Origin of the sequence: Helicobacter mustelae (assembly GCF_900476215.1) — a bacterium.
GTDB lineage: Bacteria > Campylobacterota > Campylobacteria > Campylobacterales > Helicobacteraceae > Helicobacter_H > Helicobacter_H mustelae.
In genome coordinates this window covers 534,717-561,561 of sequence record NZ_LS483446.1, presented here as the reverse complement: position 1 = coordinate 561,561, position 26,845 = coordinate 534,717, and the positions used below count along the sequence as shown (strand labels likewise).

Genomic DNA, 26,845 nt, shown 5'->3' with positions numbered 1-26,845 from the left:
ATGTCTCCTTATTTTAGATAGTACCGTTCGCTCAATTTCATAAAAGATTCAATCTCAGATTCTAGACGCGATTGGCTCCATGCAAGATGCTCTGCCATAAAATGCGCAACATCTTTTGCACAGGCTCTAGCAGCTCTGGCATCCAAAAAAAGCAGGCGAATGCGCCTTGCAAGAACATCATCTAGATGCTGCGCCATTTCATGCTCTAGTGCCCAAAAAATCTGTGCAAAAGTATAGGAATAATCCTTGTGTATGGGTTTTTTTAGTCTTGGGTCCTGCTCTTCAAGCCTATAAATTTCCTCTGCCTTGTCCCCGTACATATGCAGCCTATCTGCTGGATCTCCATCCTCTTTATAGCCATAGATTTTATAATCCTGTGTTTTGCAAGGACTTTTTGGCAATAATTGATGCTTGATGATAAAATCTAGGCAATCCTGTGCCATTCTTCTATAAGTCGTCCATTTACCACCATTGATGGTAATGAGTTTGCTTGGGGATAGAGAAATCTTGTGTTTTCTTGAAATGTCTTTTGTGGAAGCGCTTTGGTCTTGCTTCACCAAAGGACGCAATCCTGCAAACACCGACAAAACATCATCGCGCCCTGGTGTTTTGGTCGCATATTCGCCAAATGTATTGAGGATGAAAGCAATTTCTTCATCAAGAGCACTTGGCTCATAACAAATATCATTAACAAGCGTATCTGTGGTACCAACCACGACTTTGTCATACCAAGGTATTGCAAAAAGCACCCTGCCATCTGGGGTCTTGGGTATCATGAGCGCATCATTGCCTGGCAAAAAGCTTTTATCAAAAACCAAATGAATCCCCTGAGAAGGCGCAATGCTATTCCCTCTGGCATGATCCATGGCATTGATACCATCACCAAAAACCCCGCTTGCATTGATGACGCATCGACTATGCACTTCAAGAATCTCTTGAGTATCTTGAAGTCTAATGCCAACCCCCTCTATCTCCCCATCTTGATTTTTGAGCAGAGATTCTACGCGTGCATAATTTAACACACATGCACCCTCCCTAGCAGCACTTTGTGCAAGATTTAACGCAAGGCGCGCATCATCAAATTGCCCATCATAATAACACACACCGCTAGAAATTTTATGCTCTTTGATACCCCTTAGCCTTGATCTGGCCTTATTGGCACTTAAATAAGAGGTTTTGCCAATCCCAAAAGCCCCGGCAATGAAATCATATATCTTTAGTCCAAAAGTGTAAAAACAAGCGTCAAAAAAACTTGTGTTTGGAATAATAAACGCCTGTTTTTTGCAAAGATGGGGCGCATTTCTGATGACCCTATCTCTTTCGTGCAAAGCCTCATAGACAAGGCTAATTTCCCCCTGCGCCAGATATCTTACACCGCCATGAAGGAGCTTTGTAGAGCGGCTAGAGGTGCCTTGTGCAAAATCCAGCGCCTCACAAAGAAGTGTCTTATAACCACGCAAGGCACTATCTAGAGCGATTCCTAGCCCCGTAGCACCACCTCCAATAATGACAACATCCCATAAACTTGTTTCCTTGAGTTTGTTGTATTCCTGCATACGATCCATGAGTGCATAACCTTAAAAAGTAAATTGAACATCATCTATTAGTTTAAGGATAAAAACATAAAATCACAATAAAAAACCATTCTTTAATATCATTTTCTTGAGTTTAAGGATAAAAACATAAAATCACAATCTTTTTTTCCAATCCTCACAACCAGAGAATCTGAGAATTAAAAACACATTCTAAACGTCTTCATACTTCGGATATACAAGATTGGGGGGTTGGGAGATGGGCGCAGGATTTTATGATTTTACAGGCTTTTGCAATCTTTATGAATTTTTGGGATTTCAAATGCACAAGGTCGCTTGAGAATCTTGAGAATTTTTTACTCATTTTCATTTTTGCAAAATCTATCTGGCAGCCATCCTTCTGCAAGGCGATGACTTTGAGACCTGATTCCTTAGCCCAAATCGCAATAAACCCATTCTTCTCTTAAGGTCGCCACATCAAATGCAGAGCTTTTATACGCATTTTAGATTTTCATCAATTTACACTCTCAATCATGCCAAGCTTTAAAAGAATTTTTCTCCTCCCAAAAGCATTCCTGTCGCAAAAAAATCCTAAGCACTCCAAGTTTTTATCGCGCACCATTGGACAGAAAAACCATATACTCAATAAAGCGGATAGCAAAGTTTTATCACATAAACCAAACGCTCAATTGGTATTGGTTGGCTAAAGATATTACTATACTTACACACCCAATCTCTCTAATGTAAAAAAGCATGAAAATCAACCACAAATGTCAGGAAACTCAAGAATGTTTAACTGGGAAGATCCACCCTTTTTCTTTCTTGGATCTATAAAAAATAAAGGAACAAAACGAAACTACAAGGAAAGAACAAAGGGTAACATAAAACTAAACAAGGAACGAATAAATAAAAGCAGATTCAAAAAATAAGGAGATTTCCCTAACCCTGCATCGACCTACGTTCCCACACCTGAAAGGTGCAGTATCATCAGCGAAGAGAAGCTTAACTGCCAGGTTCGGAATGGAGCTGGGTGTTTCCTTCTCTCTATAGACACAAGGAAAAGGGAATTAAAAACAAATCGCATTTGCTCTTAATTCCATCTTCCTTCTTATATCTAGGAAATCTCTTCATTGCTAAGCCTAAAAGAATAAAACCAAATACACTCAATAAGGCAGTGATAACAAATACTTAAGTCTTATCACATAAAAATAAGCCAAACGGTCAATTAGTATTGGTCAGCTAAATATATTACTATACTTACACACCCAACCTATCAAGCAAGTAGTCTTCTTGCGACCTTAGGGAAAGTTTATCTTGGAGTTGGCTTCCCGCTTAGATGCTTTCAGCGGTTATCACATCCATGCGTAGCTACCCAGCGATGCTCTTGGCAGAACAACTGGTACACTAGTGGCATGTCCATCCCGGTCCTCTCGTACTAGGGACAGCTCTCCTCAACTTTCCTACGCCCACGGCAGATAGGGACCGAACTGTCTCACGACGTTCTGAACCCAGCTCGCGTACCGCTTTAAATGGCGAACAGCCATACCCTTGGGACCTGCTCCAGCCCCAGGATGCGATGAGCCGACATCGAGGTGCCAAACCTCCCCGTCGATGTGAGCTCTTGGGGGAGATCAGCCTGTTATCCCCGGGGTACCTTTTATCCTTTGAGCGATGGCCCTTCCACACAGAACCACCGGATCACTATGACCGACTTTCGTCTCTGCTCGACTTGTTTGTCTTACAGTCAGGCTGGCTTATGCCATTACACTCAACTTGCGATTTCCAACCGCAATGAGCCAACCTTTGCAAGCCTCCGTTACTTTTTAGGAGGCGACCGCCCCAGTCAAACTACCCACCAGGCATTGTCCTGCTTGAGGATAACTCAAGCCAGTTAGCAGACAGAAACATTAAGGGTGGTATCTCAAGGATGGCTCCATCTCCACCGGAGTGAAGATTTCAAAGCCTCCCACCTATCCTGCGCATAATGCTCCCATCGGCAGTGCCAAGCTGTAGTAAAGGTCCACGGGGTCTTTCCGTCTTGCCGCGGGTAGGAGGAATTTTCACCTCCACTACAATTTCACTGAATCTCTCTTTGAGACAGCTCCCATCTCGTTACGCCATTCATGCAGGTCGGTATTTAACCGACAAGGAATTTCGCTACCTTAGGACCGTTATAGTTACGGCCGCCGTTTACTCGGGCTTCAATTCAAAGCTTCATCATTGCTGACTGACTCATCCTCTTAACCTTCGAGCACCGGGCAGGCGTCACACCTTATACTTCCTCTTACGAGTTGGCAAAGTGCTGTGTTTTTGGTAAACAGTCGGGAGGGACTCTTTGCTGAGACCTACTTTCATAGGCACACCTTATCGCGAACTTACGGTGCTAGTTTGCAGAGTTCCTTAAAGAGAGTTCTTTCACGCGCCTTAGAATACTCATCTCATCTACCTGTGTCGGTTTGCGGTACGGGCAACCATTGCTAAACTTAGAGGCTTTTCTTGGCACGACGGTATCAGTGACACTCTTATCCATCCGAAGACTTCAAAGAGCTCATCGAGCTTGTGATACAGGAGTGGATTTGCCTATCTCCCAACTTACACTCTTAAACTAACTATTCCATCAGTTAGCGCACTTAACCCTATGCGTCCCCCCATCGCACACAATGGTTGGTATGGGAATATTAACCCATTTTCCATCGACTACCCCTTTCGGACTTGTCTTAGGACCCGACTAACCCTACGATGACGAGCATAGCGTAGGAAACCTTAGATTTACGGCGAATATGATTCTCACATATTTTATCGCTACTCATTCCTGCATGCTCACTTCGCATCGCTCCAGCACTCCTTACCGGTATACCTTCAACGCAGATACGAACGCTCTTCTACCACTGTGCAAAGCACAATCTACAACTTCGGTGTCTATCTTAGCCCCGTTATATTTTCAGCGCAGAATCACTAGACCAGTGAGCTGTTACGCTTTCTTTAAAGGATGGCTGCTTCTAAGCCAACCTCCTGGTTGTCTGAGTAACTCCACATCTTTTTCCACTTAGAATAGAACTTGGGGACCTTAGTTGGTAGTCTGGGTTGTTTCCCTCTTGACGATTGATTTTATCACCCACCGCCTGACTCCCAAGATACGGTAATAGGTATTTGAAGTTTGACAGGGTTTGGTACCGCGGTGAGCAGCCCTAGCCCAATCAGAGCTCTACCCCCTATTACTATCACTTGAGGCTATACCTAAATATATTTCGAAGAGAACCAGCTATCACTGAGTTTGTTTGGCCTTTCACCCCTATCCACAGCTCATCCCAACCCGTTTCAATGGGTACGAGTTCAGTCCTCCATAAGCTATTACACTTACTTCAACTTGGCCATGGATAGATCACTCAGCTTCGGGTCTGCAGCATCTGACTAAGCGCCCTTTCAGACTCGCTTTCGCTACGGCTTCACGTTTGTTTAACCTTGCCAGATACCACAACTCGCAGGATCATTATGCAAAAGGCAGTCCATCACCCTGATACACCCCATAAAACCTTACGATCTTATGGAGACTCCAATGATATAATTATTGAGATACGCGCTATAAAGTAAAACTTTATGGGATGTATCATAGGGCTCTGAATGATTGTAGGCAGATGGTTTCAGGTTCTATTTCACTCCGCTCACTGCGGTTCTTTTCACCTTTCCCTCACGGTACTTGTGCACTATCGGTAAGAGAGTAGTATTTAGGGTTGGAGAGTGGTCTCCCCGGCTTCAGCCCGGATTTCACGTGTCCTGGCCTACTCTGGATCCTGCTACCTAGAAATCATCTTTCGTATACGGGGCTATCACCCTGTGTCGCCAAACTTTCCAGATTGTTCTACTAAATGATCTCAGTGGATGTCGCAGTCCTCAACCCCGAATGCAAGCATTCGGTTTGCCCTCTTCCCCGTTCGCTCGCCGCTACTAAGAGAATCTCATTTGATTTCTTTTCCTCCAGCTACTGAGATGTTTCACTTCGCTGGGTTCGCTCCATTAAAGGTAACTAGCTAGTGCTAGTTGGGTTGTCCCATTCGGAAATCTACGGATCAAAGCTTCTTGACAGCTCCCCGTAGCTTATCGCAGTCTAGTACGTCCTTCATCGCCTCTCTCTTCCAAGGCATCCACCATCTGCCCTTAAAAGCTTATTTTCACATAAGATCTAAAAGTTCTTATGATGCTCTTAAAGTATGGATAAAATAGTTAAGTATTCTAAAGTTATCACTGCCTTATTGAATGTATTTCTACTTCCAATAAAAACAGAGGTAATTGTAGTCTTATTACTATTCATAGGCTTAACAATAATAAATTAAAAAACACTTAGGCTTAGCCTAATGTAAATCCTATAGAGAATACTGTGAGATTAGAAAGATTTTTATTGCAAACTCTTTTCAAGCTTGCTTTTGCTTTTCTAAATCTCTTGATTCAAATCTCTTGATTCATTCTTAAGAGAATTTACATTAGACTAACAAAAAGATTCTATTGCTTTGAAGTAAGTCATTGGTGGAGAATAGCGGGATCGAACCGCTGACCTCCTGCGTGCAAAGCAGGCGCTCTCCCAGCTGAGCTAATTCCCCTCTAATGAATGGTGGGCTTAAGAGGACTTGAACCTCTGACCTCACCCTTATCAGGGGTGCGCTCTAACCACCTGAGCTATAAGCCCCTACAAGGACGATACTCATTTGATAGAATCTCTGAAAACTAAGCAAGAGTTAAAAATTCTTTTTACACTTATTTTTTATCAAGATAAACAAATACCTTGATCTTACTCTAGAAAGGAGGTGATCCAACCGCAGGTTCACCTACGGTTACCTTGTTACGACTTCACCCCAGTCGCTGCATCCGCCGTGGACGGTAGCCAATTTAGCATCCCGGCTTAAGGCGAATACAACTCCCATGGTGTGACGGGCGGTGAGTACAAGACCCGGGAACGTATTCACCGTGACATGGCTGATTCACGATTACTAGCGATTCCAGCTTCATGTAGTCGAGTTGCAGACTACAATCCGAACTGAGAGATGTTTTTGAGATTTGCTCCACCTCGCGGTATTGCGTCTCTTTGTGCACCCCATTGTAGCACGTGTGTAGCCCTAGGCGTAAGGGCCATGATGACTTAACGTCGTCCTCACCTTCCTCCTCCTTACGAAGGCAGTCTTCTTAGAGTGCTCAGCCGAACTGCTAGCAACTAAGAACGAGGGTTGCGCTCGTTGCGGGACTTAACCCAACATCTCACGACACGAGCTGACGACAGCCGTGCAGCACCTGTTTTCAAGGTCTAGTAAACTAGACACTCCGCTATTTCTAGCAGATTCTATCAATGTCAAGCCTAGGTAAGGTTCTTCGCGTAGCATCGAATTAAACCACATGCTCCACCGCTTGTGCGGGTCCCCGTCTATTCCTTTGAGTTTTAATCTTGCGACCGTACTCCCCAGGCGGAATGCTTAATGTGTTAACTGCATTACTGGAGTGACAAGCACCCCAACAACTAGCATTCATCGTTTAGGGCGTGGACTACCAGGGTATCTAATCCTGTTTGCTCCCCACGCTTTCGCGCATCAGCGTCAGTAATGTTCCAGTAGGTCGCCTTCGCAATGAGTATTCCTCTTGATCTCTACGGATTTTACCCCTACACCAAGAATTCCACCTACCTCTCCCACACTCTAGAATAACAGTTTCAAATGCAGTTCTGTAGTTAAGCTACAGGATTTCACATCTGACTTATTACTCCGCCTACGCGCTCTTTACGCCCAGTGATTCCGAGTAACGCTTGCACCCTCCGTATTACCGCGGCTGCTGGCACGGAGTTAGCCGGTGCTTATTCCTAAGATACCGTCATTATCTTCTCTTAGAAAAGGAGTTTACAATCCTAAAACCTTCATCCTCCACGCGGCGTTGCTGCTTCAGGCTTTCGCCCATTGAGCAATATTCCCTACTGCTGCCTCCCGTAGGAGTCTGGACCGTGTCTCAGTTCCAGTGTGTCCGATCACCCTCTCAGGCCGGATACCCGTCATAGCCTTGGTGAGCCATTACCTCACCAACAAGCTGATAGGACATAGGCTGATCCCATAGCGAAAAACTTTCCCCCGTAGGGAGTATCCAGTATTAATCACCGTTTCCAGTGGCTATCCCAGACTATGGGGCACATAACCTATGCGTTACTCACCCGTGCGCCACTAATCCACTTCTAGCAAGCTAGAAGCTTCATCGTTCGACTTGCATGTATTAGGCACGCCGCCAGCGTTCACTCTGAGCCAGGATCAAACTCTCCATAATGAAATGAAGGAAGTTTGAGCCCACATATAAATAAATGCAGACAAAAACTCTCCATAATGAAATGGAAATTCTTTCCCGAACTCTTAGCTTTTTCTCTCTATCACAAGTTTAGACTTAAAAAATTAAAGTATAAACAGAGTTGTAAAAAATAAAATTGCTAAGAAATTTAAATTGTCAAAATATCTCTGCAAAAACTCTTGAGAAAAGTTTTTGGGAAATAAGTGTAATCAAATTTAAAATCTCTTGCTTAGATTTCAAAGATCACCACCAAATAAAATATATTAATGCCAAGTAAGTTTTACTTCGAACATAAACAATATTAAATCTAGTAAAAGAACAACCTAAAATTCAACAACAAAACCGACAAAATGTGTTTTTCAAATTCTACTCAAAGCAAAGTTCTTTAAAAGGAATCACAAGATTTGGTAAGCTTTGTTTCGCTTTAGGAAGTGAAATAGTACACATTATTTCCTTAGATAATCCTTAAGCCAAAGAAATTTGATGGAAATTTTATGGAAAAAAGTTTTTTGCAAAGAAAGGGGATTTTCTTTAAATGCAAGAGAAGGCAATGCTAGAGCACGCAGGAATCGCGATATCAGCACTCCTGCAAGGGTTGTGCGCCGCGTAGATGTTTGTCGGATTAGTTCTGGTCTTAGCAGAGATTCCTAGCATGTATGGGATGCTCTGTGAATGGGAAGGGAGCTTTGATGGGTCGAATTGCTGGGCTGGAAATTGAATAAATTGAATAAATTGAATAAATTGAATAAATTGAATAAATTGAGGTGGATTGGAATTGAATGAAGAGGAATGGATATAGACAAATTTTGATAAAACTGCTTGCTAGAGTTGGTATAGCCCAGAGGACTAGAGCCATCTGCGCTCAATCCGCGTGCTAAAAACCAACAAGAGCATCGCTAAAATCCTTTGCTGGGTGAGAGATATTGAAACAAGTGTTATTTGGATTTAAAAAATAATGGAGATTCTATTGACATAATGAAGATCTTTTTAAAAGATTGAAGAGATTAAAAAGATGCTTGCTGATAGAGGTATTATTTGGCGGATGATGAATAAAGAATTTACTAATTGTGTGCGAGATTTATTAGCCATGAAGAAGAATAGAGTCTTTCATAGTTATGATTGGAGTGATGTCTCTGCAGTGCCTACAATTATCTGCCAATTGTATATTATTGAATTTCTTTTATCTATGGAGAGAAATAAATTATCCAAAGCTAAGTCTATCTATTTGAAAATCAAGAAGGATGTTTTATTAGATGGGTATTCAAGGCTTTTGGATGGTGTTATAAAGGGGCTATTCCAATCAAAATATAGGAAAACTAGAAGGCTCATACTGTCATTTCTAAGGGCAAATCCCGCAGATATTTACTTATTTTATGTGTGCCATATATGATTAGGGTCTAACAAAGGAGAAAATATGTCTATACAATCTTTTATCGTTTTACTTGGGGCCAATCAATATCTAAGAGAAAGAGCACTGAAAGGTGCTAGGGAAGTAAGTGATGCTTTAATTTTTATCGCAGATAAAAATGCAAAATTCAATAAAAACAGATATTTTGATGGTGCTCTGCAAGCTGATAGCAATGATGCGCAATCCCTTATTCAATGCATTCAAGAGAAACAATCTCTTGGCTTTAAACTGCTTAGTGTTATTCCTTTAAATGATTGGGTTTTAAAAAGTGCCAATGAAATCAATGCATTTTTTCATCTTCCGCACCTTTCTTTAGAAGTGATTGAAAATGCACGCAATAAATACAAAATGAAATGCAAATTTAAAGAGCATGGTGTGCCTAGCAGTCCCTTCTTTCTCCTAGAACATGAAGAGGAACTTGCCAAGGCTATAGAGGTTATAGGATTCCCCATGATCATTAAGCCTTATGATTTTGGAGGAAGTGGAGGGGTATATCTCGCACGGAATCCAAAGGAAGCTTCAGAAAAGCTTGCCCTCTCCAAAGCAATTATTGCTCAATACAAAAATGCTTTCAAAATCGCTGGCGATAAATATTTAATCGAAAAATATATTGATACCCAAGAGGAGGTTTCTGTAGAAGTTTTATGCTTTAAAGACAAATGCATTACCTTAAGCGTTACAGAAAAATATCTTAGCCCCAAACCCTATTTTAGCGAAATGGCCCATCTTGTGCCCAGTCATAGGAACCTAGATAAAAAACTGAACGAAATTGCCCATAATGCTGCCTTGTGCTTAGGGATTGACAAGGGGTTGGCTCATGTAGAGATCAAGATTTTAAAAGATTCTTATTGGGTCATTGAAGTGGGAGCAAGAACAGGAGGAGATGGGATTTTGGATCAGGTAGAAAGAGCTTTTGGTGTGAATCCCTATGCCCTGCATATCGCTTCTTATTTGGGCAGGGATTTGAGTGGTTTTCAAATGCCAGAACCTAAGGGAAGTGCTTTTATTGGTTTTTTAAAAGCCAAAGAGGGCAAGATTCAAAAAATCCATTATCCCTTAATCGATGATTTGCCCAAAGAGCTAGAGTCCATCAAAATCACAGCCAAAGAAGGAGATATCGCAATGCCCCCTAAAGACTGGAGTGCTAGGGAAGGTGTGATGGAGTTTTATTATCCCCATCAATTTTTTAAAGAAAAAACAAACTTGCCCCTAGAGCTTCTCCAGCAATGGAGCGAAAAAATTTTTGAATCATAAAGCAGGGATGATGGATTGAAGGGCTATATTTTTATTTCAGGACTCTATCGCTTAAGTTGCGGGGCTTTGATTTTGGCAGTGAATTGGATGATGGCAATTCAAGGCCCATCTTTTGGCTCTCTGGCCTTGCTTGTGACCCTCACCTTTTTGCCCGCTGCCTTTGTTCCTTTGGTTTGGAAAAAACCTCTTGAAGGACATAAAACAACAGCCTATGCTTTAATATGCTGCGGGATTCTCTCTTTTTGTTTATATTATTTTCATCATCACAATGTTGTTGTCCTTTTCAATACATTTTTATGGTTTTTCTTTTTTATCTTAGAATCAAGTTGGGAGTCTTGGTTTGCCTCCCTTTCAAAATCCCATACCCCTCAAGAAATTGATAAATATAGCTCATTGTCCATGAGTGTTAATCAAGCGAGTTTAATGATAGGCCCCATCTTTGCTGCTTTTCTTTTTAAAAACACTCCCAAAGAAGTCATCTTTTGGTTGTGGGATTCTTTTCATCCTTAGTGGTTTATGGATCAGCATCAAGGGCAAAACTCAAACGACCCACAAAACAACGCAAACACAAAGCGCGCCAACGCCTTTAAAATTTAATATTATCTTTGGTTGTTTGGTTTTGATTTGGCCCACTCTCGCTTTGTTTAACTTTATGCTTCCCGCCCAAATTGCTTATTCCAAAGGCGAAATGACGGATGTTGGCATTTTAGATGCAGCCATGGGTTTGGGAATGATACTATCTAGCTTTTTGCTTTCTTTTAAAAATGCCAAAAAGATTTTTATCCATTACTATTTGAGCGTAGGGATAATTATTTTGGGAATTGTATGTTGGTTTTTTGCCCAAAATATTCTCTTAAAAATCCTCTCCTTACTTTGCTTGGGAGCATCTTTTAATCTGATACGCATTAGCATAAGGAGCTTTATTGCCCAGGAGTATGATTCACAAAATGCAGGCAGAATCGTCTCCTATGCAAATTCTCTTGCTTTTTTTGTAATTATTCTTTTGCTATCTCTATCTTATGATGCCCTATTGATTCATTGGCTTTTACCCTTTCTCCTTACCGCCTTGCTTTGTGTCATGTTCTCTCTAGTGATAAGAAATCAATAGCAAATGTAATTTTCTGAAATCCAGGGCTCTGACTCTAAAGAGATATTCCATCATATAAAAGAATCCAGAGGGAATGATAGTAGGACCTTGGGTCTATTGGTATCCTTTTGTGCCGCTATAACGGTTTTGAGCGTGGTTTTAAGAGGAAGCACAAGGCGTGACGCCTGCCCGGTGCTCGAAGGTTAAGAGGATGAGTCATTCAGCAATGATGAAGCTTTGAATTGAAGTCCGAGTAAACGGCGGCCGTAACTATAACGGTCCTAAGGTAGCGAAATTCCTTGTCGGTTAAATACCGACCTGCATGAATGGCGTAACGAGATGGGAGCTGTCTCAAAGAGAGATTCAGAAGCCTCTTTGTTTGACAAGACTCAAAAAAATCTAAAGCTCTTTTAAAACTTCTAGAGGAGATTTGAATGCCAGGTTAAATGCCCTGGCAATTCCCTCCTGGGTAATATAGCCATTATGGGCGCTTAAGCCTCCAAGCGTGTTAGCCACTATTTTTGTATTGGCTTGTAAAAATCCCTTCAAGCCATGCTCTACATAATACAGCAAATAAGGCACGCTTGCATTGCTATAGGCTATGGAGCTGGTTTTTGCGACAATACCTGGCATGTTTGGCACCCCATAATGCAACAAGCCCTCCTCCACATACACCGGGTTAGAATGGTTTGTCTGATGGATGGTCTCTATGCAGCCTCCCAGATCACAGGCCACATCAATCACCACCCCTTGTTTTTGCATATATCTCAAATGTCTTCTTAAAATCACTTTTGGAGTCTGGCTAGCTGTCAGAAGCACTGCCCCAACAAGCCCCACAGCCCCATCTAGTGCGTTGATAATATTGGCCTCATTCACGCTTAAAATTTCTAAATCATACATAGAACAGTAGGGATGGGTTTGTAATTTTATATAGTCTAGCTCCAAAACACTTACCCTAGCTCCCATTTGGCTTAGCATCTTTGCACTCTCCATGCCTACTACACCACCTCCGACCACCACGACTTTAGATCTTTGCACTCCAGAAAGCCCCCCTAGCATGACTCCCTTACCCCAAAAGCCTTCCACATGCTCCAGGGCCAATAAATAATGCTGGAGCAAATGAGCAGCCAATCTCCCAGCCACCACACTCATAGGCATCAAAATGGGATAATCATTCCTGGCTCCAGCAATGGTTTCAGTACAAATAGAAGTGATTTTTTTCTCAATCAACATTTCACAAAGGCTCTTTTGATAGGCCAAATCTAGATAACTAAATAAAGTCGCCCCCTCCCTTGGCAAAGAATATTCATGCTCTAGGGGCTCCTTGCATTTGACAACCACATCCTGCTCCCACGCAGACTTTGTATCCACAATCTTTGCGCCTGCAGCCTCATACATGGCATTGCTATAACCACTATTCTCACCAGCGCCATCTTCTACCACAACATTCACATTTCTTTGGGTGAGCAATGCCACATCATCTGGCACCAAAGCCACCCGTGATTCCAAATCCATGCTTTCTTTGATCAAACCCATATCCATGTCACATCCTTTTTTCAGACAATCTTCCCAGGATTATACTTGCTCAGGCCATTCAAAAACCGCTTGTTGAGTGGTTTTCTCACAAAAGCCTGGAAAATCTTACGGTTTTACACAATGCAATGATTGGATTTATCATTGATTTACTATTAAGCAGAGATGATTGCCCTGGTTTTAGGATAGAATGAATTCATTGAACTAAAAGGAAAAGGGATGAGAGATACTACAAGCACGGAGCTGAGCAGAGATATTAACATGCGTCAATTGATGATGATTGCCCTGGGAGGGACCATTGGTACAGGGCTTTTCGTGGGCACGGGAGGGAATATCGCAAGCGCTGGTCCACTAGCCACGCTTTTGGCGTATTTGATTGGCGGGATTATTGTTTATTCCATTGTTTTGTCACTGGGTGAGTTATCCAGCGTCTACCCCACCACAGGGAGCTTTGGGGACTATGCCAGCCGCTTTATTGGCCCTAGTACGGGGTATATGGTCTTTTGGATGTATTGGCTTAGCTGGGTTTTGACCGTGGCAGTAGAATACATCGCAATCGGTCTGCTTATGCAAAGATGGTTTCCTGATATTCCTGTATATGTGTGGGTGATTGCCTGCATCATGCTTTTATTTTTATTGAATTTCTTTTCTGTCAAAATCTTTGCTATGGGAGAATTTTTATTAAGTGCAATTAAAGTTTTAGCCGTCTTTGTATTTATCGTGCTGGGTGGAATTGGGATTATTTATTCTTTCTATTTACATGGATTTGATGGAGTGTTTGGTAATTTCTATTTCAATGGAGAGACTCAAGGACTGCAAAAAGGCCTTTTTCCCAAGGGTGTTGGAGCATTTTTTGGCGTGATTTTGGCAGTGATTTTTGCCTACACAGGCACAGAGATCATAGGGGTCGCAGCTGGAGAGACCAAAGATCCTAGCAAGATCATGCCAAAGGCTATTAAGGCGACGTTGTGGCGAATCATCTTTTTCTTTTTGGGGGCTGTGTTTGTGGTGTCAGTGTTTTTGCCAATGACAGATAGCGGACTCTCTCAAAGCCCCTTTGTAAGCACTCTAGAAAAAATCCCTCTGCCATTTTTTGGCGTGGGGATCCCCTATGCAGCAGATATCATGAATTTTGTCATCATTACAGCCATCTTATCTACTGCCAATTCTGGTCTCTATGCTTCAGGCAGAATGATTTATGGCCTTAGTCAAAAAAAGATGTTCTTTCCCATTTTTACCAAGCTCAATTCCTCGGGAACTCCAACTTATGCACTCTATCTCTCCTTAGGCATTACGCTAGTTGGCATGCTTACTGAGGCATTTGCACCAGAGAAAATCATGGCCAGTTTGATTAATGTGGTTAGCTTTATGGTCATTATTGTGTGGATTAGCATCAGCGTTGCGCAATATTTTTTTAGGAGGGAATATCTGGCCTCTGGGAGATTACTAAAAGACCTGCCCTACAAAACCCCCTTTAATCCACTCATCCAAATCATTGGCATTAGCGGCTGCTTGGTTGGGCTTATTGGCGCGTATATGGATGAAAGTGAGCGCATTGGTGGCTATCTCACGCTTGTTTTTATGGGGCTTTGCTATGTAGCCTATTATCTTAGCAAGGACAAATGGGGCTTCAAGGAAGAAAAAGGTCTTTAGCCCAATCCTAAAAAGGAAGAAAATGATTTTAGTGGGATTAGAGGCGCAACTAGGCGCATCAAAACAAGGCAGTGATGAGGGGGTCAAGGCTCTGATAGAGGCTCTAAGGCCAAAGCATGGAGAGCTTGTTAGACATATGCACAGGATTGCTCAAGAGCGCTGCATTTTGGATAAAAAATTTCGATATGCCAGGAGTTTTGAGGATTATTATGTTTTTTGCAAGGAGATTTTGATCCCGCGCATGCAAGAAGTATTTTTGCGTAAGGAATTTTCTCTCATACTAAGCTCAGAGCATGCCAATATGTTTGGGATTTTTCAAGCCCTTAGAAGCGTTCACAAGGACAAAAAAATTGGGATTTTATATCTGGATGCGCATGCAGATATTCACACAGCCTATGATAGTGATTCTAGATACATCCATGGCATGCCCCTGGGAATGGTACTCAATCGCGTGCGCAGCGGATTCAATTGCATGAATCAAAGCGAAGAGGAGGCATGGCAGGAGCTTTGCAACCTGGGTCTAGAAAAGGGGACTTTGGAGATAGATCCTAGGCATCTGGTGTATTTTGGAGTGAGGAGCACAGAGCAGAGTGAAAGAGATGTGATCAAGGAATTGCAAATTCCTTTGTTTGGCATAGATTCTATAAGAGAAAATATGCAAGAGGTGGTGGAACAAAGCAAAATTTTGCTGCGGGATGTGGATATCATTTATCTAAGCCTAGATCTAGACATCATGGATGGGAAGCTCTTCACATCCACTGGTGTGCGTGAGAATCATGGACTAAGTTTTAAAGAATTAAGAGAATTTCTACAGTTGCTTTTGGAGGGCTTCAAAGACAGGCTTAGCGCGGTGGAAGTGACAGAATATAATCCATTAGTAGGGCTAAAAAACGAAGAAAAAGAGGTGCTAGAAATCCTGAAAGAAATCATTAGGATCTGCAAAGACTCTAGCTGGGGTGCTAGCCTTGGGGATTAGTTTTTTGACGTGGATTTTTTGATGATTGCACAAAAAGATTTGGCAGGGATTGCTCACCTCTTTTGCAGTGGCATTTTTCCCATTGTGCGACACAGGATTTCGCGGGGGTTGATGCAGCGCACACTAGAACAACTACTATTCAATGTCTATCAAGCCAGAGTGGATGCTTCAAACACCACACCACCAAAACCACGATAATCCTGCCCCAATGTTTGCTAGTTTTGTTTTCATTCTTCATTGCAGCTCCCTGCTTTTTATCCCATCATAGAAGCAATAGATAATGGGATCCAACCTCCTCCCTAGCTACAGAAAAGTGCAATAATGATTGCCACTGGAAATAAGACTATGGCATAGATGACCCCATTGGCAAATGTATCGTATTTTCTTTATTCAAGATGATGTTATTAAAAAAAGGGATATAGCGCTACAACCCATAGGATAAAACAAAGAAGGGAGGGTGAGTGCTGCTGATACACCAAATACAAGAATGCAAAAATGTCTAAATTTACCCAACATCCATCTGCTTCTTAATTTAAAAACTGCACTGCCCTAAGGAATCAGGTCTTAATTCAAGGCTTTTACATAGGATCCCCAATGGCTGCAATGGCCACATGCCAAAGTCCACCAACTCCTCAAAATAAAAATCACTAGACCAAGATTCACGACCCCTATGCCGCGCAGGCCCAAAAACGATACGATAAAAAACTCACACAAGCAAAAATTCGCTTTCATAGCCCCAGTACCCAAAGCACTTAGTTGCCATAATACGAATAGGTAACATTAATGCGAATGAGCGTCTTAACCTTGGGGCGCGGATAATCCTTATAAGCAATCTGGATGGTATTTAACGTGTTGTTATCAAAGGAATTTAACCCTGAAGATCGAATAATCTTGAGATCGCTGATATCACCATTGGGATGCAGATAAAACTCCACAGCATTCACCCCACTCTGTCCAAAATATGCCGCCACGCGAGGGTATTGGAGGTATTTCTGCGTGATTCTTCCGATGTTGCGCAGATTATCTCGGATGAAATCCTTTTCTGCGGTACCAAGATCTCCAAATTCCTCACCATAAAGATCATCAATCTCTTGCGCAGTCTCAGGGTCGCTACCCTTGTCATCTTGCTCAGAGGGATTGCCCCCTCCCCCACCGCCAGAATCCATATTCATCATGGGATCATCAGAATCATTCTGTCCAATAAAGGAGAGATTTTTGGGATCAATTGGAGTCTGCTCATAGGTATCTAGCGCTTTTCTTTTGGAATCCACCTGCTTTTTTTCCTGAGGTTTTTCCTGTTCTTTTGGCTTCTCCTCTGGTTTTTTGGGTTTTTCTTGTTTTTGTGGTTCCTGTGGTTTTGGCACCTCTCTGGGTTTGGGCATAGGATTAGCAGCTGCAATCCTAGGACTTGGCGTGGGTTTTGGTGTAGGTCTTGGAGTGGGTCTGCTAGGCGCGGTGGGTTTGGCAGCCAGAGAAGGCTTCCTAGCGCCCTTAGTATTTTTGGTAGGATCCTGGCTTTGACCGCGCTTAAGCACCAAGAGATTGTCCAATTTGACCTTTTGGAGGCGAGGAGGAGCTGGCTGATAATGATTAATCAGCATCACCAGCGCAATGATTAGGGCATGCAGCAGGAGAGAGAGCAAAAAAGCATAGAAAAAACGCTGATTATCTTTGACTTTCATGACTTTTGAATTACCCTCTTTTCCTTTGGTTTGATTTTTTCTAGCAGTACATAGCCCTTACTACCCTCAAAGATTAAATAACTGCGATCCTTCATGCCAATGCTAATAATCCTATTTTTAGAATCTATGGGATAATTTTGCACAAATGGCAAACTCCCACGACCGCGGTTTTTGCGGATTTTTTTCTGTGCGAGCAAAAATGCAATGATTAGCAAAAGCAAAAAGATCATTACTAGATTGTACTGCCACGTCCCTACGCCAACTTCTTGATTGGAAAAAGACTGCATGGATGCTGGTTTAATCTCAGAGGTTTTTGGAGCCGCCAAGGATTCTATCGATTTATTTGCCAGCGATTTTCTTGCCAGTTCTTGGGATTGATTTGCTAAGGATTGCAGAGGCGCAAAGCGCAGGCGCAGAGATTTTTTGTCGCGAGATAATGCCAAATCGATGGAAAACCCCTGGTTTGAAGATGGCTTCATGGAAAGATACAACACATTACCATCTGCATAAATCATAATCGAATCCAAAGCTCCTTTAGAAAATCTCTGGAAAAAGGGCTTTGGACTAGAAAGCCCCTGGATGAAATAGATTTCTTTTTTTTCATCATACAAGAGCTTGATTTTTTGCTTGAGCGGAGAGGGAAAGGTCAAAAATACATCATTATACCCAGCATCACTCTTTGCTTGGATCTCCTCAATAGAAACACCATAAACCATACCAAGATACAAAAAAAGCAAGAGGGTGATTTTTCTCATCAAGATTCTTTAGTAAGATAATACACAATCGCATTGGAATCTAAAATTTCATTGAGACGAATTGCGAGATTTTTTTCATAAACCATCACCTCGCCCCTGCCAACAATGCGTGTGTTGATAAAGACATCCACGCTCTCGCCTGCAGGCTTGCCAAGATCAATCACTGACCCACGTTCAAAATTCAAAATCTCTTTTATTGTGAGTTTTGTCGATCCTAGCTCTGCAGTGAAAACCGCTTCAATATCTAAGAGCCCTTCATAGCTTTGGATCATATCCTCTAGATAGGTGGTAAGCTCTTGTTCTCTTTGATTATCCTCTAAACCAGAAATTTTTGCCATAAGATCATGCCTTCACAAAAATACTACAATATCTAGAGTGGTCAAATTTAAAATGAATCGCCTTGTCGTAATCATGGATGCGAGAAATGCCATAAAAAGTGGGAGTGGAGATATGAAAGGACTCACCATTTTCCTCTGCAAGCACCTTGGAGTGACCCACTACAAGATTGGCAAATTCTTTGCTCATATCTATGAGTACTTCCTCATCAGGATGATCATCCAAAATCATTTTTTCAGAAAGTAATTTTAAAAACTCCTCATTAGCAACAATAAAAACCCGCTTTTTGCTTTCTAGAAGCTCTACGCTAGAAATATATCCATCCCGCAATGGCTTCAAAGAATCCTGGGGCACAATCCCTGCAGTATTCTTCAAAACCTCAATAAAACTCTTCCTCAAAAGCTCCACAACAAACTCCAAAAACAAAATTTTTCTATTATATCTTTTTTTGATTTTATGAGGGTTTAAAATTCTTCTTTGTTATACAAAATTCATTAACAAAACAACTTTCACATGCAGGCCTCAAGGCCTTGCAAACATAGCGCCCAAAAAGCACAAAAGCTTGATGGAGCTTATCTAAATCTGTCTTGAATAATTTACACAAATCCACCTCTGTCTGCAGGGCACTTTTAGATTTACTCAGCCCCAAGCGATGAGAAGTGCGAAAAACATGCGTATCCACTGCCATCAAATTAGCCTCACAATATTCAATCAACACCACATTGGCAGTCTTCTGACCCACCCCTGGAAGCATCTTTAATAGCTCTCTATCCCTAGGGATCTCTCCTCCAAAGGATTCTAGCAGCTGATTTGCCATGGCAATAAGATTTTTGGCTTTATTATTAAAAAAGGACACAGAGCGGATGTACTCCTTGAGCTCTTCAAGATTGGCATCTGCCAATTGCTTTGGCGTGGGATAGCGCGAAAAAAGCGCTGGAGTTACGATATTTACACGCTTATCTGTGCATTGTGCTGAGAGCATCACCGCCACTAGCAACTCATAAATATTCTGATATTTAAGCTCGGTTTTTGGAGCAGGATAATGTTGCAAAAACCGCTCTTTGATAATCTCTGCTTTTTGAGTTTTTCTCAATTTGCCAGCTCGATGCAAATCTGACTTGCCTCATTGTTTCGTAGGGCCACTTGGGAATTCCCCACAATGATGGCAATATTGGATTTATGCATAGAAGAATGGATGATGCTCACCACACTACCCTCTGTAAGCCCAAAAGAAAAGAGGCGCCTTTTGAGATTTTCATCTTGACTGAGGATTTGGGTGATCTTGTAGTGGATGTCTTTTTGGCCTTGTAGCAATGTCATTCTTCCTCCTTTGGAGTAGTTTGGGCTGGTGTCATTCTGACAGGTGTAGCTTCATTGGCTTGGGTATCTTTTGGCGTAGCTGGGGTAGTTGGCGTAGACGGAGGGGTTGAGTCTGTATTAGCTGGCGCATTTGAATGAATCGGTGCTGTGTTCTCTGGAGTAGATGTGCTAATTGATGGATCTGTCGGCATGGATGTGTTTTCTGGCGCTGTGTTCTCTGGTGTGGCTTGGTTGATTTTCATTTCGCTGGCTGGTGTTGGCGTAGACGGAGGGGTTGAATCTGTATTAGCTGGTGTTTTTTGCACTTTTGGTGTGGATGGCTTGGCTGGACTAGAAGCATGCTTCTGTGTTCGCGCATCCCCTTCTTGATGATTGCCATTGTCATCCATTTCGTTTTTGATTTCATCCACAATGGAGGTGAGTGGCTGAAATGCACGGCGCAAAATCTTAAATGGCGCAGTGATCACATCTTCAGCTAGAGAAACACTGGTTTTGGGATGATCCCAAGTACCACTCACGCTGACATTAGTGGATATTTTGCCCGAACTCCCTAGGATTAAATATCCAATGATGGGGATCTTGCTCAAAATACTGCTAAGGTTTTTGATCGTAGAGACTTGGAGATTGATGTTCATATCTTTGTTTTTAAATTGCACGATCCCGCTTCCATCGATGTCCATAGTATCTCCAATGAGATGAATTTTTTCCAGCCCCAAAAAATCCTTATTAATCCCAAAAATAACACTGCCCTGAGAAACCTCATAGCCCTTCACACCAAGATTGGGGTTTCTAAAGACCACCAAGGAAGGGATGGTATCAATCAGGCTGATGAGATTTTGCAACACCACAAAATTCTTGAATAAAGTATTTTGCATCTTTAATTCCCCACTAAAAATGCTGTCCTTGTATGCACCAATGAGGGTAAACAACCCGCCATGAAGCAGCTCTTTTTTGGCCACCATATTGATAAAATCCGCACTAAAATTACTAGCCTTGATATAGATGCTTCCATCAAGAAAATCCACATTGGCAATGCCGTTTTTGTAGGTAAGGCTTGCAAGAGTCCTTTGATCGCGGAAGCGAATGTTAATCTCATCAGTGGGGACCTCATAGCCCTTATAAGAAAGCTTCATGCCATCAATGTCGATATTTGTCATCTGCGGAGAGATATTATGCTGGCGCTGGTAGAGATGCTTTTGGCGCAAAAATTCTAGTTTTTGATTCATCTGCTCCTTGGTCAAAGAGGCTTCTTTTTTTCCCTCCTTCTCACTGCCATGCAGTGTCTGCTGGACTGCAGGGATCTTGCTATCTAAGAATTCATTGACATTGAGATTGTAGTTTTTGATATGAATCCTATTCTGAGAATTTTTGCGATAAAAGGTGATGTTTTTGTCTAGGGAAGCCATTTGTATCTCATCTCCATTGATGGTCCCGCTAAATTCTAGCATCGTGATCTTATGATTGTCATTAGTATAAAAGGGCAACCACATATTCTCGATACTAAAAATCAAATCAAAATTTTTGAAGTCCCGTGTCTCTATGCGTGCATTACCACCCTTAATATCAAGATAAGAAAGCATGGGCGAATAAGCACTAAAAAGAGCAAAATCATCAAAAGCAATCACTTTGAGATGATCTTGGATTAAAAGACTTGCTTTGAATTCTGGAAGCAAAACCTTAATGTTCTCAGGATCTTTGAAATCTACATTGAGGTCGGTGACAAAATTATCCTGATTGGTAATCTTCAAAATCTCCTGGGTATAGGGGCGCTCATCCTCTCTGATGGATGCAAGAATATATTTTTTGAGCTGTAGTGGAGAAAGCTTACTAGGATCAAAGGTGCGGGGGATTTTGACATCCTCATCTTGAGGGGATGGATCTTCTGCTTGATGAACTGACAACAAATAGGGCTTTTGATAATTGATAGCCTGGTTGGTATTAATATTTGCAGAATAGACCTTGATTCTGGATTTGAAGCTTTGATCTTTGATATCCAATACTCCATCCACATCGGCATTAAGCATATTGTAATAATAGGCATGATTGGCGCGAACGTAGATGTATTGGTATTGAGGCGTGATGTCAAATCCCACGTTAATCTTCTTTGCAAAAAATGGAAAGGAAAAGAGTTCGACTTGTGCATCTTGGGTCTCAATACTCCCGCCAAGATTAATTAGATGTTTGTGATTTTGCAAAAATTGAATACTAAATTTCAAATCTGCGCTCAATGGAGAATCAACACTGATTTCTGGAATGTGGAGATGATAATTCTCCAATAAAGTCAGCAAACTCGCGCTATATTGAAAACTCTGAGACTTCACAAAAGCCGTAATTTTTGGGTGGGAAGTGAGATCACTAAGTTCCGCGCTAGAGCCCTCTAGATCCACAGAACCATAGGTGGGATTGAGGAAATTGAATGCGACTTTTTGCTTAGCGATGGTGATGCGCACTTCTTTGGCCTTAAGGGAATCTAGATTATTAAACAAACTTAGCTCGGCAGTTTTCACCAAGATCCTGCCCTTGAGACTCTCTTCTATGCCCTCAAGAAATTTGCGCTGGGTCAAAATCGTATCAAAGCTCAGGCTCTCTATGCGCGCCTCATCAAAAAAGATTTTGGAATACAACCAGTCTTGTATCACGGGATTTTTCAAATCTTTTAAAAAAGGCTTGGTGAAGTCAAGATTTTTAAGCCCACTTGTCTTGAGCTCTACATGAATGCGCTTAAGGTTGGTATAGCCCTGCGCGATGATCTTATCTTTGGTGGGGGTATAGATGGCACTCAGATCAAATGCGAGCTCATTTTTGCCAGGCAAATACACGAGCCTACCCTGGAGCTGGGATTGGAGATTGACAAGTTTTAGGGTCTGGATATTGAGGCGCAAACGCCCAGGCTCCTCCGAAATATTAAAATCTGCGATAACTTTTGGGAAAGTGATTTTATAGCGCTTGCCATCATAGTAGATATTTGCGATATTTTGGGGATCTAGGATGATTTTTTTCACCAAAAGGGATTGAAAATACGCAATCCCCCAAGTGAAATATCGAATGTATTTGCTGATGCTCTCTATATCCAGAGGTTTTTTGGCAGGAGCCTTGAGCAGATCTTCTAGATCCAGCTCATCTACTTGCAAAATTAATTTTTTATCGAGTTTTAGATATAATTTTGAAAGACTGACCTTGCCAAATGCAAGTTTTTCAACACTAATGCCATGCGAGAGAATTTTATAGCCACTAAAAAATAGGATTAAGATGACCAAAAAAAATGCAACAAGACTCAATATTTTTTTCGATATTCTTCTGCTCATGATCTTTACCGCAATCTTTTATCTAGACATCCCGATGCTCTCAAAAAGAGACATCCTCATTCCCAGGGGCTCTATTAGCGCAATTATAACATACCTTGCCAACAATCACTACGATGTTAACAAAATTGATAAGTTTTTTTTACTGGCCATAGGAAAGCCACAAAGTGGCTTCATTCACATCGGAGAGAACGTGCTTAGTAAGGGGGATTTTTTGTATGCGCTTTCTCATTCCAAATCCACGCTCAAAGAAGTCACCCTCATCCCTGGAGAAACGATGTTTTTTTTCAATGAGATTCTTGCCCAAAATTTTCCCGTCTCTATAAAGAACCTGCAAAAAGCCTATGAAAAATACGCTCCCTATGATGATGGAGTGATTTTTGCAGATACCTACAAGCTTCCCCTTGGTGCGGATGCAGATTTTTTGATGCAGTTTTTGGTTCAAAAATCCCTCAAGCGCCATAAAGAGCTCTCCTTGAAGGTACTAGGGATTTATGATGAGGAGCAGTGGTTTAAATACATCACCATCGCATCCATCATTCAAAAAGAAGCAGCTAATGACAAAGAGATGCCCCTAATTAGCGCAGTAATCTACAATCGCATCAAAAAAGGAATGCCTCTGCAAATGGATGGGAGCCTGAATTATGACAAATACTCTCACCAAAAAATCACCCCCGATCGGATCCGCCAGGATAATTCCACTTTCAATACCTATAAGAATAAAGGCGTACCAAAAAGCCCAGTGGGAAGCGTGAGTATCCAAGCCATCAAGGCTGCCATTCATCCCGCAAAAGTGGATTATCTGTATTTTGTCAAAAATAAAGAGGGCACGCATACTTTCAGCAAAACCTATGAGGAGCACAAAAACCACATCCACTAAGCTCTGTGGCTTTGAGCTATGCTGATTTTTTGCACCACATCTTTTTGGCACGCTTAAAAGCTTTGACATCCCCCCCACCAAGGTTTTTGAGCTTTTTTCACTGCTGCAGGATTTCCCTCATTCAAACTAAAAAATTCTGTGCTAATTTTTGCGCCGCGCTTGAGAATATCCTGCCAAAACCCCCTCGACTTTTGTGAGGATTTTCTCACTTATCTCTCTCTTAAATTTCTCTGTTTAGACTCCTGCCAAAAGGCTTGAATTTTTTGCCAAGATTTCTGTGATTTTCTTTGCAAAATCTTTGCAATTTCCTCGCTTATTTTTTGGCGATCCCTTCGCTCTATGGGCCCTCTCCAAAACCCCTTGTTTTTTCTTCCCAAAGGCTTGTTTTTTTGCCTGCAATTTTTCCCGTGATTTTATAAAAAAATCTCTATGTTTTATTAAGAAGTTTGGATAAACTACTGCTTTGTTTAATGCGCGGCTAATGCGCCCCACATTAAAAAAGCAATTCGTTGATACGATCAAGTAGCAAGGAGAAAAAATGTCAGATACAGTAGCTCACCAAGGTGTGCCAGTTTGGACCAATGAGACACGTTGCAAGGGTTGTGATATTTGCGTATCCAAATGCCCAGCTGGGGTATTGAGCATGCAATTAGATTCCAAAAAAGTCTTGGGTAAAATCATCAAAGTAATGCATCCTGAAAGCTGCATAGGATGCAGGGAATGCGAATTGCATTGCCCTGATTTTGCCATCTATGTGGCAGATCGCAAGGAATTTAAATTTGCAAAAATCACACAAGAAGCTCAAGAGCGAGCCCAAAAAATCAAACAAAATCATTACTTTTTATAATTCAAAAGGAAAGACAATGCGAGAAATAATTTCTGGTGGAAATGAATTAGTAGCAAAGGCCGCGATTGAAGTGGGCTGTAAGTTTTATGGTGGATATCCCATTACCCCATCTTCAGACATCATGCATGAACTTAGCGTAGCACTCCCACAAAATGGTGGAAGATTCATCCAAATGGAAGATGAAATTAGTGGGATATCTGTAGCACTGGGTGCAAGCATGAGTGGCACAAAGTCCATGACAGGAAGCTCAGGACCCGGGATCTCACTCAAGGTCGAGCAGATCGGCTATGGATTTATGGCAGAGATTCCTCTAGTCATCGCCAATGTCATGCGCTCTGGACCCTCTACGGGTATGCCCACTCGAGTTGCACAAGGTGATATCAATTTTATGAAAAATCCAAGTCATGGGGATTTTAAGGCCGTGGCAGTGGCACCAGGAACACTTGAAGAAGCATACACAGAGACCATTCGCGCCTTCAATCTCGCAGAAACTCTCATGACTCCTGTTTTTTTGCTGATGGATGAGACCATCGGACATATGTATGGCAAAGCAAAGATCCCCGATCTCAAAGAGGTGCAAAAAAGTATTAAAAATCGCGCAACCTTTGATGGAGATCCCAAAGACTACACTCCCTATGGAGTGGGCTCCAATGACCCTGCAGTGCTCAATCCCTTTTTCAAGGGTTATCGCTATCATATCACAGGCTTGCATCACGGCCCCATTGGCTTCCCCACAGAAGACGCCAAAATGGGTCAAGCCCTCATTGATCGCTTGTTTGCAAAGATAGAATCTCGAATTGAGGAAATCACCCATATTGAGACCAAAGATCTTGAAGGTGCAGAGATTGCCATCATTGCTTATGGATCTGCTTCGCTAGCGGTAAAAGAAGCCATGGCTGAGCTGAAGGGCAAGGGCAAAAAAGTAGGATTGTTCCGACCCATCACCCTTTGGCCAAGCCCAGCAAAGCAACTCAAAGAATTGGGGGATAAATTTGAAAAAATCCTAGTAATCGAACTGAATAAGGGACAGTATCTTGAAGAAATTGAGCGCATTATGCAGAGAAGAGTGACATTTTTTGGCAAGGCAGATGGGCGAAGTATTTCCCCACATGAAATTATCGCAAAAATAGAGGAGATGTAAAATGGCTTTTAACTATGATGAATATTTACGGGTAGATAAATTGCCCACGCTCTGGTGCTGGGGCTGTGGCGATGGTGTGATTTTGAAATCCATCGTACGCGCGATTCATACTCTAGGATGGGATATGAAAGATGTGTGTTTGGTGAGCGGGATTGGCTGCAGCGGCAGAATGAGCTCTTATGTGAATTGCAATACCGTACACACCACGCATGGCAGGGCAGTTGCTTATGCTACAGGGATCAAATTCACCCATCCTGATAAACATGTAATTGTAGTGAGTGGAGATGGGGACGCTTTGGCAATAGGGGGCAATCACACAATGCATGCATGCCGCCGCAATATTGATATCAATTTTGTCTTGGTCAACAATTTTATCTATGGTCTGACAAATTCCCAAACCTCGCCCACCACTCCAAAAGACATGTGGACTGTTACCGCTCAATATGGCAATATTGAAAATAGCATCGATCCATGCAAGCTTGCTGATATCGCAGGAGCGACTTTTGTGGCCAGAGAAAGCGTGTTAGATTCTGCAAAAATCGAAAAAATCTTGGTGGAAGGCTTCAAACACAGGGGATTTAGCTTCTTTGACATCCATAGCAATTGCCACATCAATCTAGGAAGAAAAAATAAAATGGGAGAGGCAGTAGAAACGCTAAAATGGATTGACTCTCGCACAATCTCTCAACGCAAATACGAACAACTATCTGATGAGGAAAAGATCGGAAAGTTCCCTACAGGCATCCTCAAGCATGATACCACTAAGCAAGAATATACTGACGCATATCAAGGCGTTATTGACAGAGCATTAATGAAAAAGGGGAGTTAAT

20 protein-coding genes, 2 tRNA genes, 3 rRNA genes and 1 other annotated feature are annotated in these 26,845 nt (G+C 41.9%); of the genes, 11 read left to right on the top strand and 14 right to left on the bottom strand.

Annotated features, from left to right (window positions below):
- Positions 1–8 precede the first annotated feature (8 nt).
- From DQN48_RS02700 to DQN48_RS02675, 6 genes are all read right to left on the bottom strand, one after another.
- Entirely contained in the window at positions 9–1,565 is a 1,557-nt protein-coding gene (locus DQN48_RS02700; RefSeq protein ID WP_013022837.1) for a glycerol-3-phosphate dehydrogenase/oxidase, read from the bottom strand.
- 909 nt (positions 1,566–2,474) lie between these two features.
- Positions 2,475–2,590, bottom strand: a 5S ribosomal RNA gene (gene rrf / locus DQN48_RS02695).
- 146 nt (positions 2,591–2,736) lie between these two features.
- A 23S ribosomal RNA gene (locus DQN48_RS02690) occupies positions 2,737–5,701 on the bottom strand.
- Between the two features lie 350 nt (positions 5,702–6,051).
- Positions 6,052–6,127: transfer RNA gene (locus tag DQN48_RS02685), tRNA-Ala, on the bottom strand.
- Positions 6,128–6,136: 9 nt separating this feature from the next.
- Positions 6,137–6,213, bottom strand: a tRNA-Ile gene (locus DQN48_RS02680).
- A 111-nt stretch (positions 6,214–6,324) separates the two neighbouring features.
- Positions 6,325–7,823: ribosomal RNA gene (locus tag DQN48_RS02675) — 16S ribosomal RNA — on the bottom strand.
- Together the 16S, 23S and 5S rRNA genes with 2 tRNA genes alongside form the textbook arrangement of a ribosomal RNA operon.
- Positions 7,824–8,324: 501 nt before the next feature.
- Here DQN48_RS02675 and DQN48_RS07640 point away from each other — a divergent pair.
- The 4 genes from DQN48_RS07640 (at position 8,325) to DQN48_RS02660 (ending at position 11,013) form a co-directional block, all read left to right on the top strand.
- On the top strand, positions 8,325–8,492 hold the full coding sequence (locus tag DQN48_RS07640; RefSeq protein ID WP_158303456.1) for a hypothetical protein: 168 nt from the start codon (positions 8,325–8,327) through the stop codon (positions 8,490–8,492).
- Positions 8,493–8,928: 436 nt separating this feature from the next.
- Positions 8,929–9,231: a hypothetical protein gene (locus tag DQN48_RS07635; RefSeq protein ID WP_170118053.1), complete on the top strand. Its 303-nt coding sequence runs from the start codon at positions 8,929–8,931 to the stop codon at positions 9,229–9,231.
- Positions 9,232–9,255: 24 nt separating this feature from the next.
- Complete coding sequence (locus tag DQN48_RS02665) at positions 9,256–10,503, top strand: ATP-grasp domain-containing protein (protein WP_013023763.1); 1,248 nt, start codon at positions 9,256–9,258, stop codon at positions 10,501–10,503.
- A 15-nt stretch (positions 10,504–10,518) separates the two neighbouring features.
- On the top strand, positions 10,519–11,013 hold the full coding sequence (locus tag DQN48_RS02660) for a hypothetical protein (RefSeq protein ID WP_041913082.1): 495 nt from the start codon (positions 10,519–10,521) through the stop codon (positions 11,011–11,013).
- Positions 11,014–11,723: 710 nt separating this feature from the next.
- Positions 11,724–11,929: a sequence feature (23S ribosomal RNA rRNA prediction is too short), on the top strand.
- A 60-nt stretch (positions 11,930–11,989) separates the two neighbouring features.
- Here DQN48_RS02660 and DQN48_RS02650 read toward each other — a convergent pair.
- A complete protein-coding gene (locus tag DQN48_RS02650) occupies positions 11,990–13,132 on the bottom strand; it encodes an alanine dehydrogenase (RefSeq protein ID WP_013023762.1) in 1,143 nt (380 codons plus the stop codon).
- A 210-nt stretch (positions 13,133–13,342) separates the two neighbouring features.
- Here DQN48_RS02650 and DQN48_RS02645 point away from each other — a divergent pair, with 210 nt between their 5' ends.
- Genes DQN48_RS02645 through DQN48_RS07630 form a run of 3 tightly spaced genes read left to right on the top strand, consistent with a single transcriptional unit; the run spans position 13,343 to position 15,950 of the window.
- The gene (locus tag DQN48_RS02645) at positions 13,343–14,776 is read left to right on the top strand and encodes an amino acid permease (RefSeq protein ID WP_013022836.1); all 1,434 of its coding nucleotides are present in this window, start codon (positions 13,343–13,345) and stop codon (positions 14,774–14,776) included.
- A gap of 22 nt (positions 14,777–14,798) precedes the next feature.
- The gene (gene rocF / locus DQN48_RS02640; protein ID WP_013022835.1) at positions 14,799–15,752 is read left to right on the top strand and encodes an arginase; all 954 of its coding nucleotides are present in this window, start codon (positions 14,799–14,801) and stop codon (positions 15,750–15,752) included.
- 21 nt (positions 15,753–15,773) lie between these two features.
- A complete protein-coding gene (locus tag DQN48_RS07630; RefSeq protein WP_158303463.1) occupies positions 15,774–15,950 on the top strand; it encodes a hypothetical protein in 177 nt (58 codons plus the stop codon).
- A 554-nt stretch (positions 15,951–16,504) separates the two neighbouring features.
- Here DQN48_RS07630 and DQN48_RS02635 read toward each other — a convergent pair.
- The 7 genes from DQN48_RS02635 to DQN48_RS02605 all read right to left on the bottom strand — a co-directional run bounded on the left by DQN48_RS02635 (position 16,505) and on the right by DQN48_RS02605 (position 23,102).
- A complete protein-coding gene (locus DQN48_RS02635) occupies positions 16,505–17,434 on the bottom strand; it encodes an energy transducer TonB (protein WP_013022834.1) in 930 nt (309 codons plus the stop codon).
- On the bottom strand, positions 17,431–18,189 hold the full coding sequence (locus DQN48_RS02630) for a hypothetical protein (protein WP_013022833.1): 759 nt from the start codon (positions 18,187–18,189) through the stop codon (positions 17,431–17,433). The genes DQN48_RS02635 and DQN48_RS02630 overlap by 4 nt, the downstream gene beginning before the upstream one ends.
- Positions 18,189–18,527: a flagellar motor switch protein FliN gene (fliN, locus tag DQN48_RS02625; RefSeq protein ID WP_013022832.1), complete on the bottom strand. Its 339-nt coding sequence runs from the start codon at positions 18,525–18,527 to the stop codon at positions 18,189–18,191. Before fliN ends, DQN48_RS02630 begins: the two co-directional genes overlap by 1 nt.
- Positions 18,528–18,531: 4 nt before the next feature.
- Positions 18,532–18,900 (bottom strand): chemotaxis protein CheX, encoded by a 369-nt coding sequence (locus tag DQN48_RS02620; RefSeq protein WP_231902623.1) that lies wholly within the window; start codon positions 18,898–18,900, stop codon positions 18,532–18,534.
- A gap of 79 nt (positions 18,901–18,979) precedes the next feature.
- On the bottom strand, positions 18,980–19,618 hold the full coding sequence (gene nth / locus DQN48_RS02615) for an endonuclease III (RefSeq protein ID WP_013022830.1): 639 nt from the start codon (positions 19,616–19,618) through the stop codon (positions 18,980–18,982).
- A complete protein-coding gene (locus DQN48_RS02610; protein ID WP_013022829.1) occupies positions 19,615–19,845 on the bottom strand; it encodes a FeoA family protein in 231 nt (76 codons plus the stop codon). The genes nth and DQN48_RS02610 overlap by 4 nt, the downstream gene beginning before the upstream one ends.
- A complete protein-coding gene (locus DQN48_RS02605; protein ID WP_013022828.1) occupies positions 19,842–23,102 on the bottom strand; it encodes a DUF3971 domain-containing protein in 3,261 nt (1,086 codons plus the stop codon). The genes DQN48_RS02610 and DQN48_RS02605 overlap by 4 nt, the downstream gene beginning before the upstream one ends.
- Between DQN48_RS02605 and mltG the strand changes: the two genes are divergently transcribed.
- From mltG to DQN48_RS02580, 4 genes are all read left to right on the top strand, one after another.
- The gene (gene mltG, locus DQN48_RS02600) at positions 23,095–24,027 is read left to right on the top strand and encodes an endolytic transglycosylase MltG (RefSeq protein ID WP_013022827.1); all 933 of its coding nucleotides are present in this window, start codon (positions 23,095–23,097) and stop codon (positions 24,025–24,027) included. The genes DQN48_RS02605 and mltG overlap by 8 nt on opposite strands.
- A 538-nt stretch (positions 24,028–24,565) precedes the next feature.
- The gene (locus DQN48_RS02590; protein ID WP_013022826.1) at positions 24,566–24,874 is read left to right on the top strand and encodes a 4Fe-4S binding protein; all 309 of its coding nucleotides are present in this window, start codon (positions 24,566–24,568) and stop codon (positions 24,872–24,874) included.
- A gap of 16 nt (positions 24,875–24,890) precedes the next feature.
- Positions 24,891–26,015, top strand: a complete 1,125-nt coding sequence (locus tag DQN48_RS02585; RefSeq protein ID WP_013022825.1) for a 2-oxoglutarate synthase subunit alpha — start codon at positions 24,891–24,893, stop codon at positions 26,013–26,015.
- Position 26,016: 1 nt separating this feature from the next.
- Positions 26,017–26,844, top strand: coding sequence for a 2-oxoglutarate ferredoxin oxidoreductase subunit beta (locus DQN48_RS02580; protein ID WP_013022824.1), 828 nt, complete (start codon positions 26,017–26,019; stop codon positions 26,842–26,844).
- The last annotated feature ends 1 nt before the right edge of the window (position 26,845 follow it).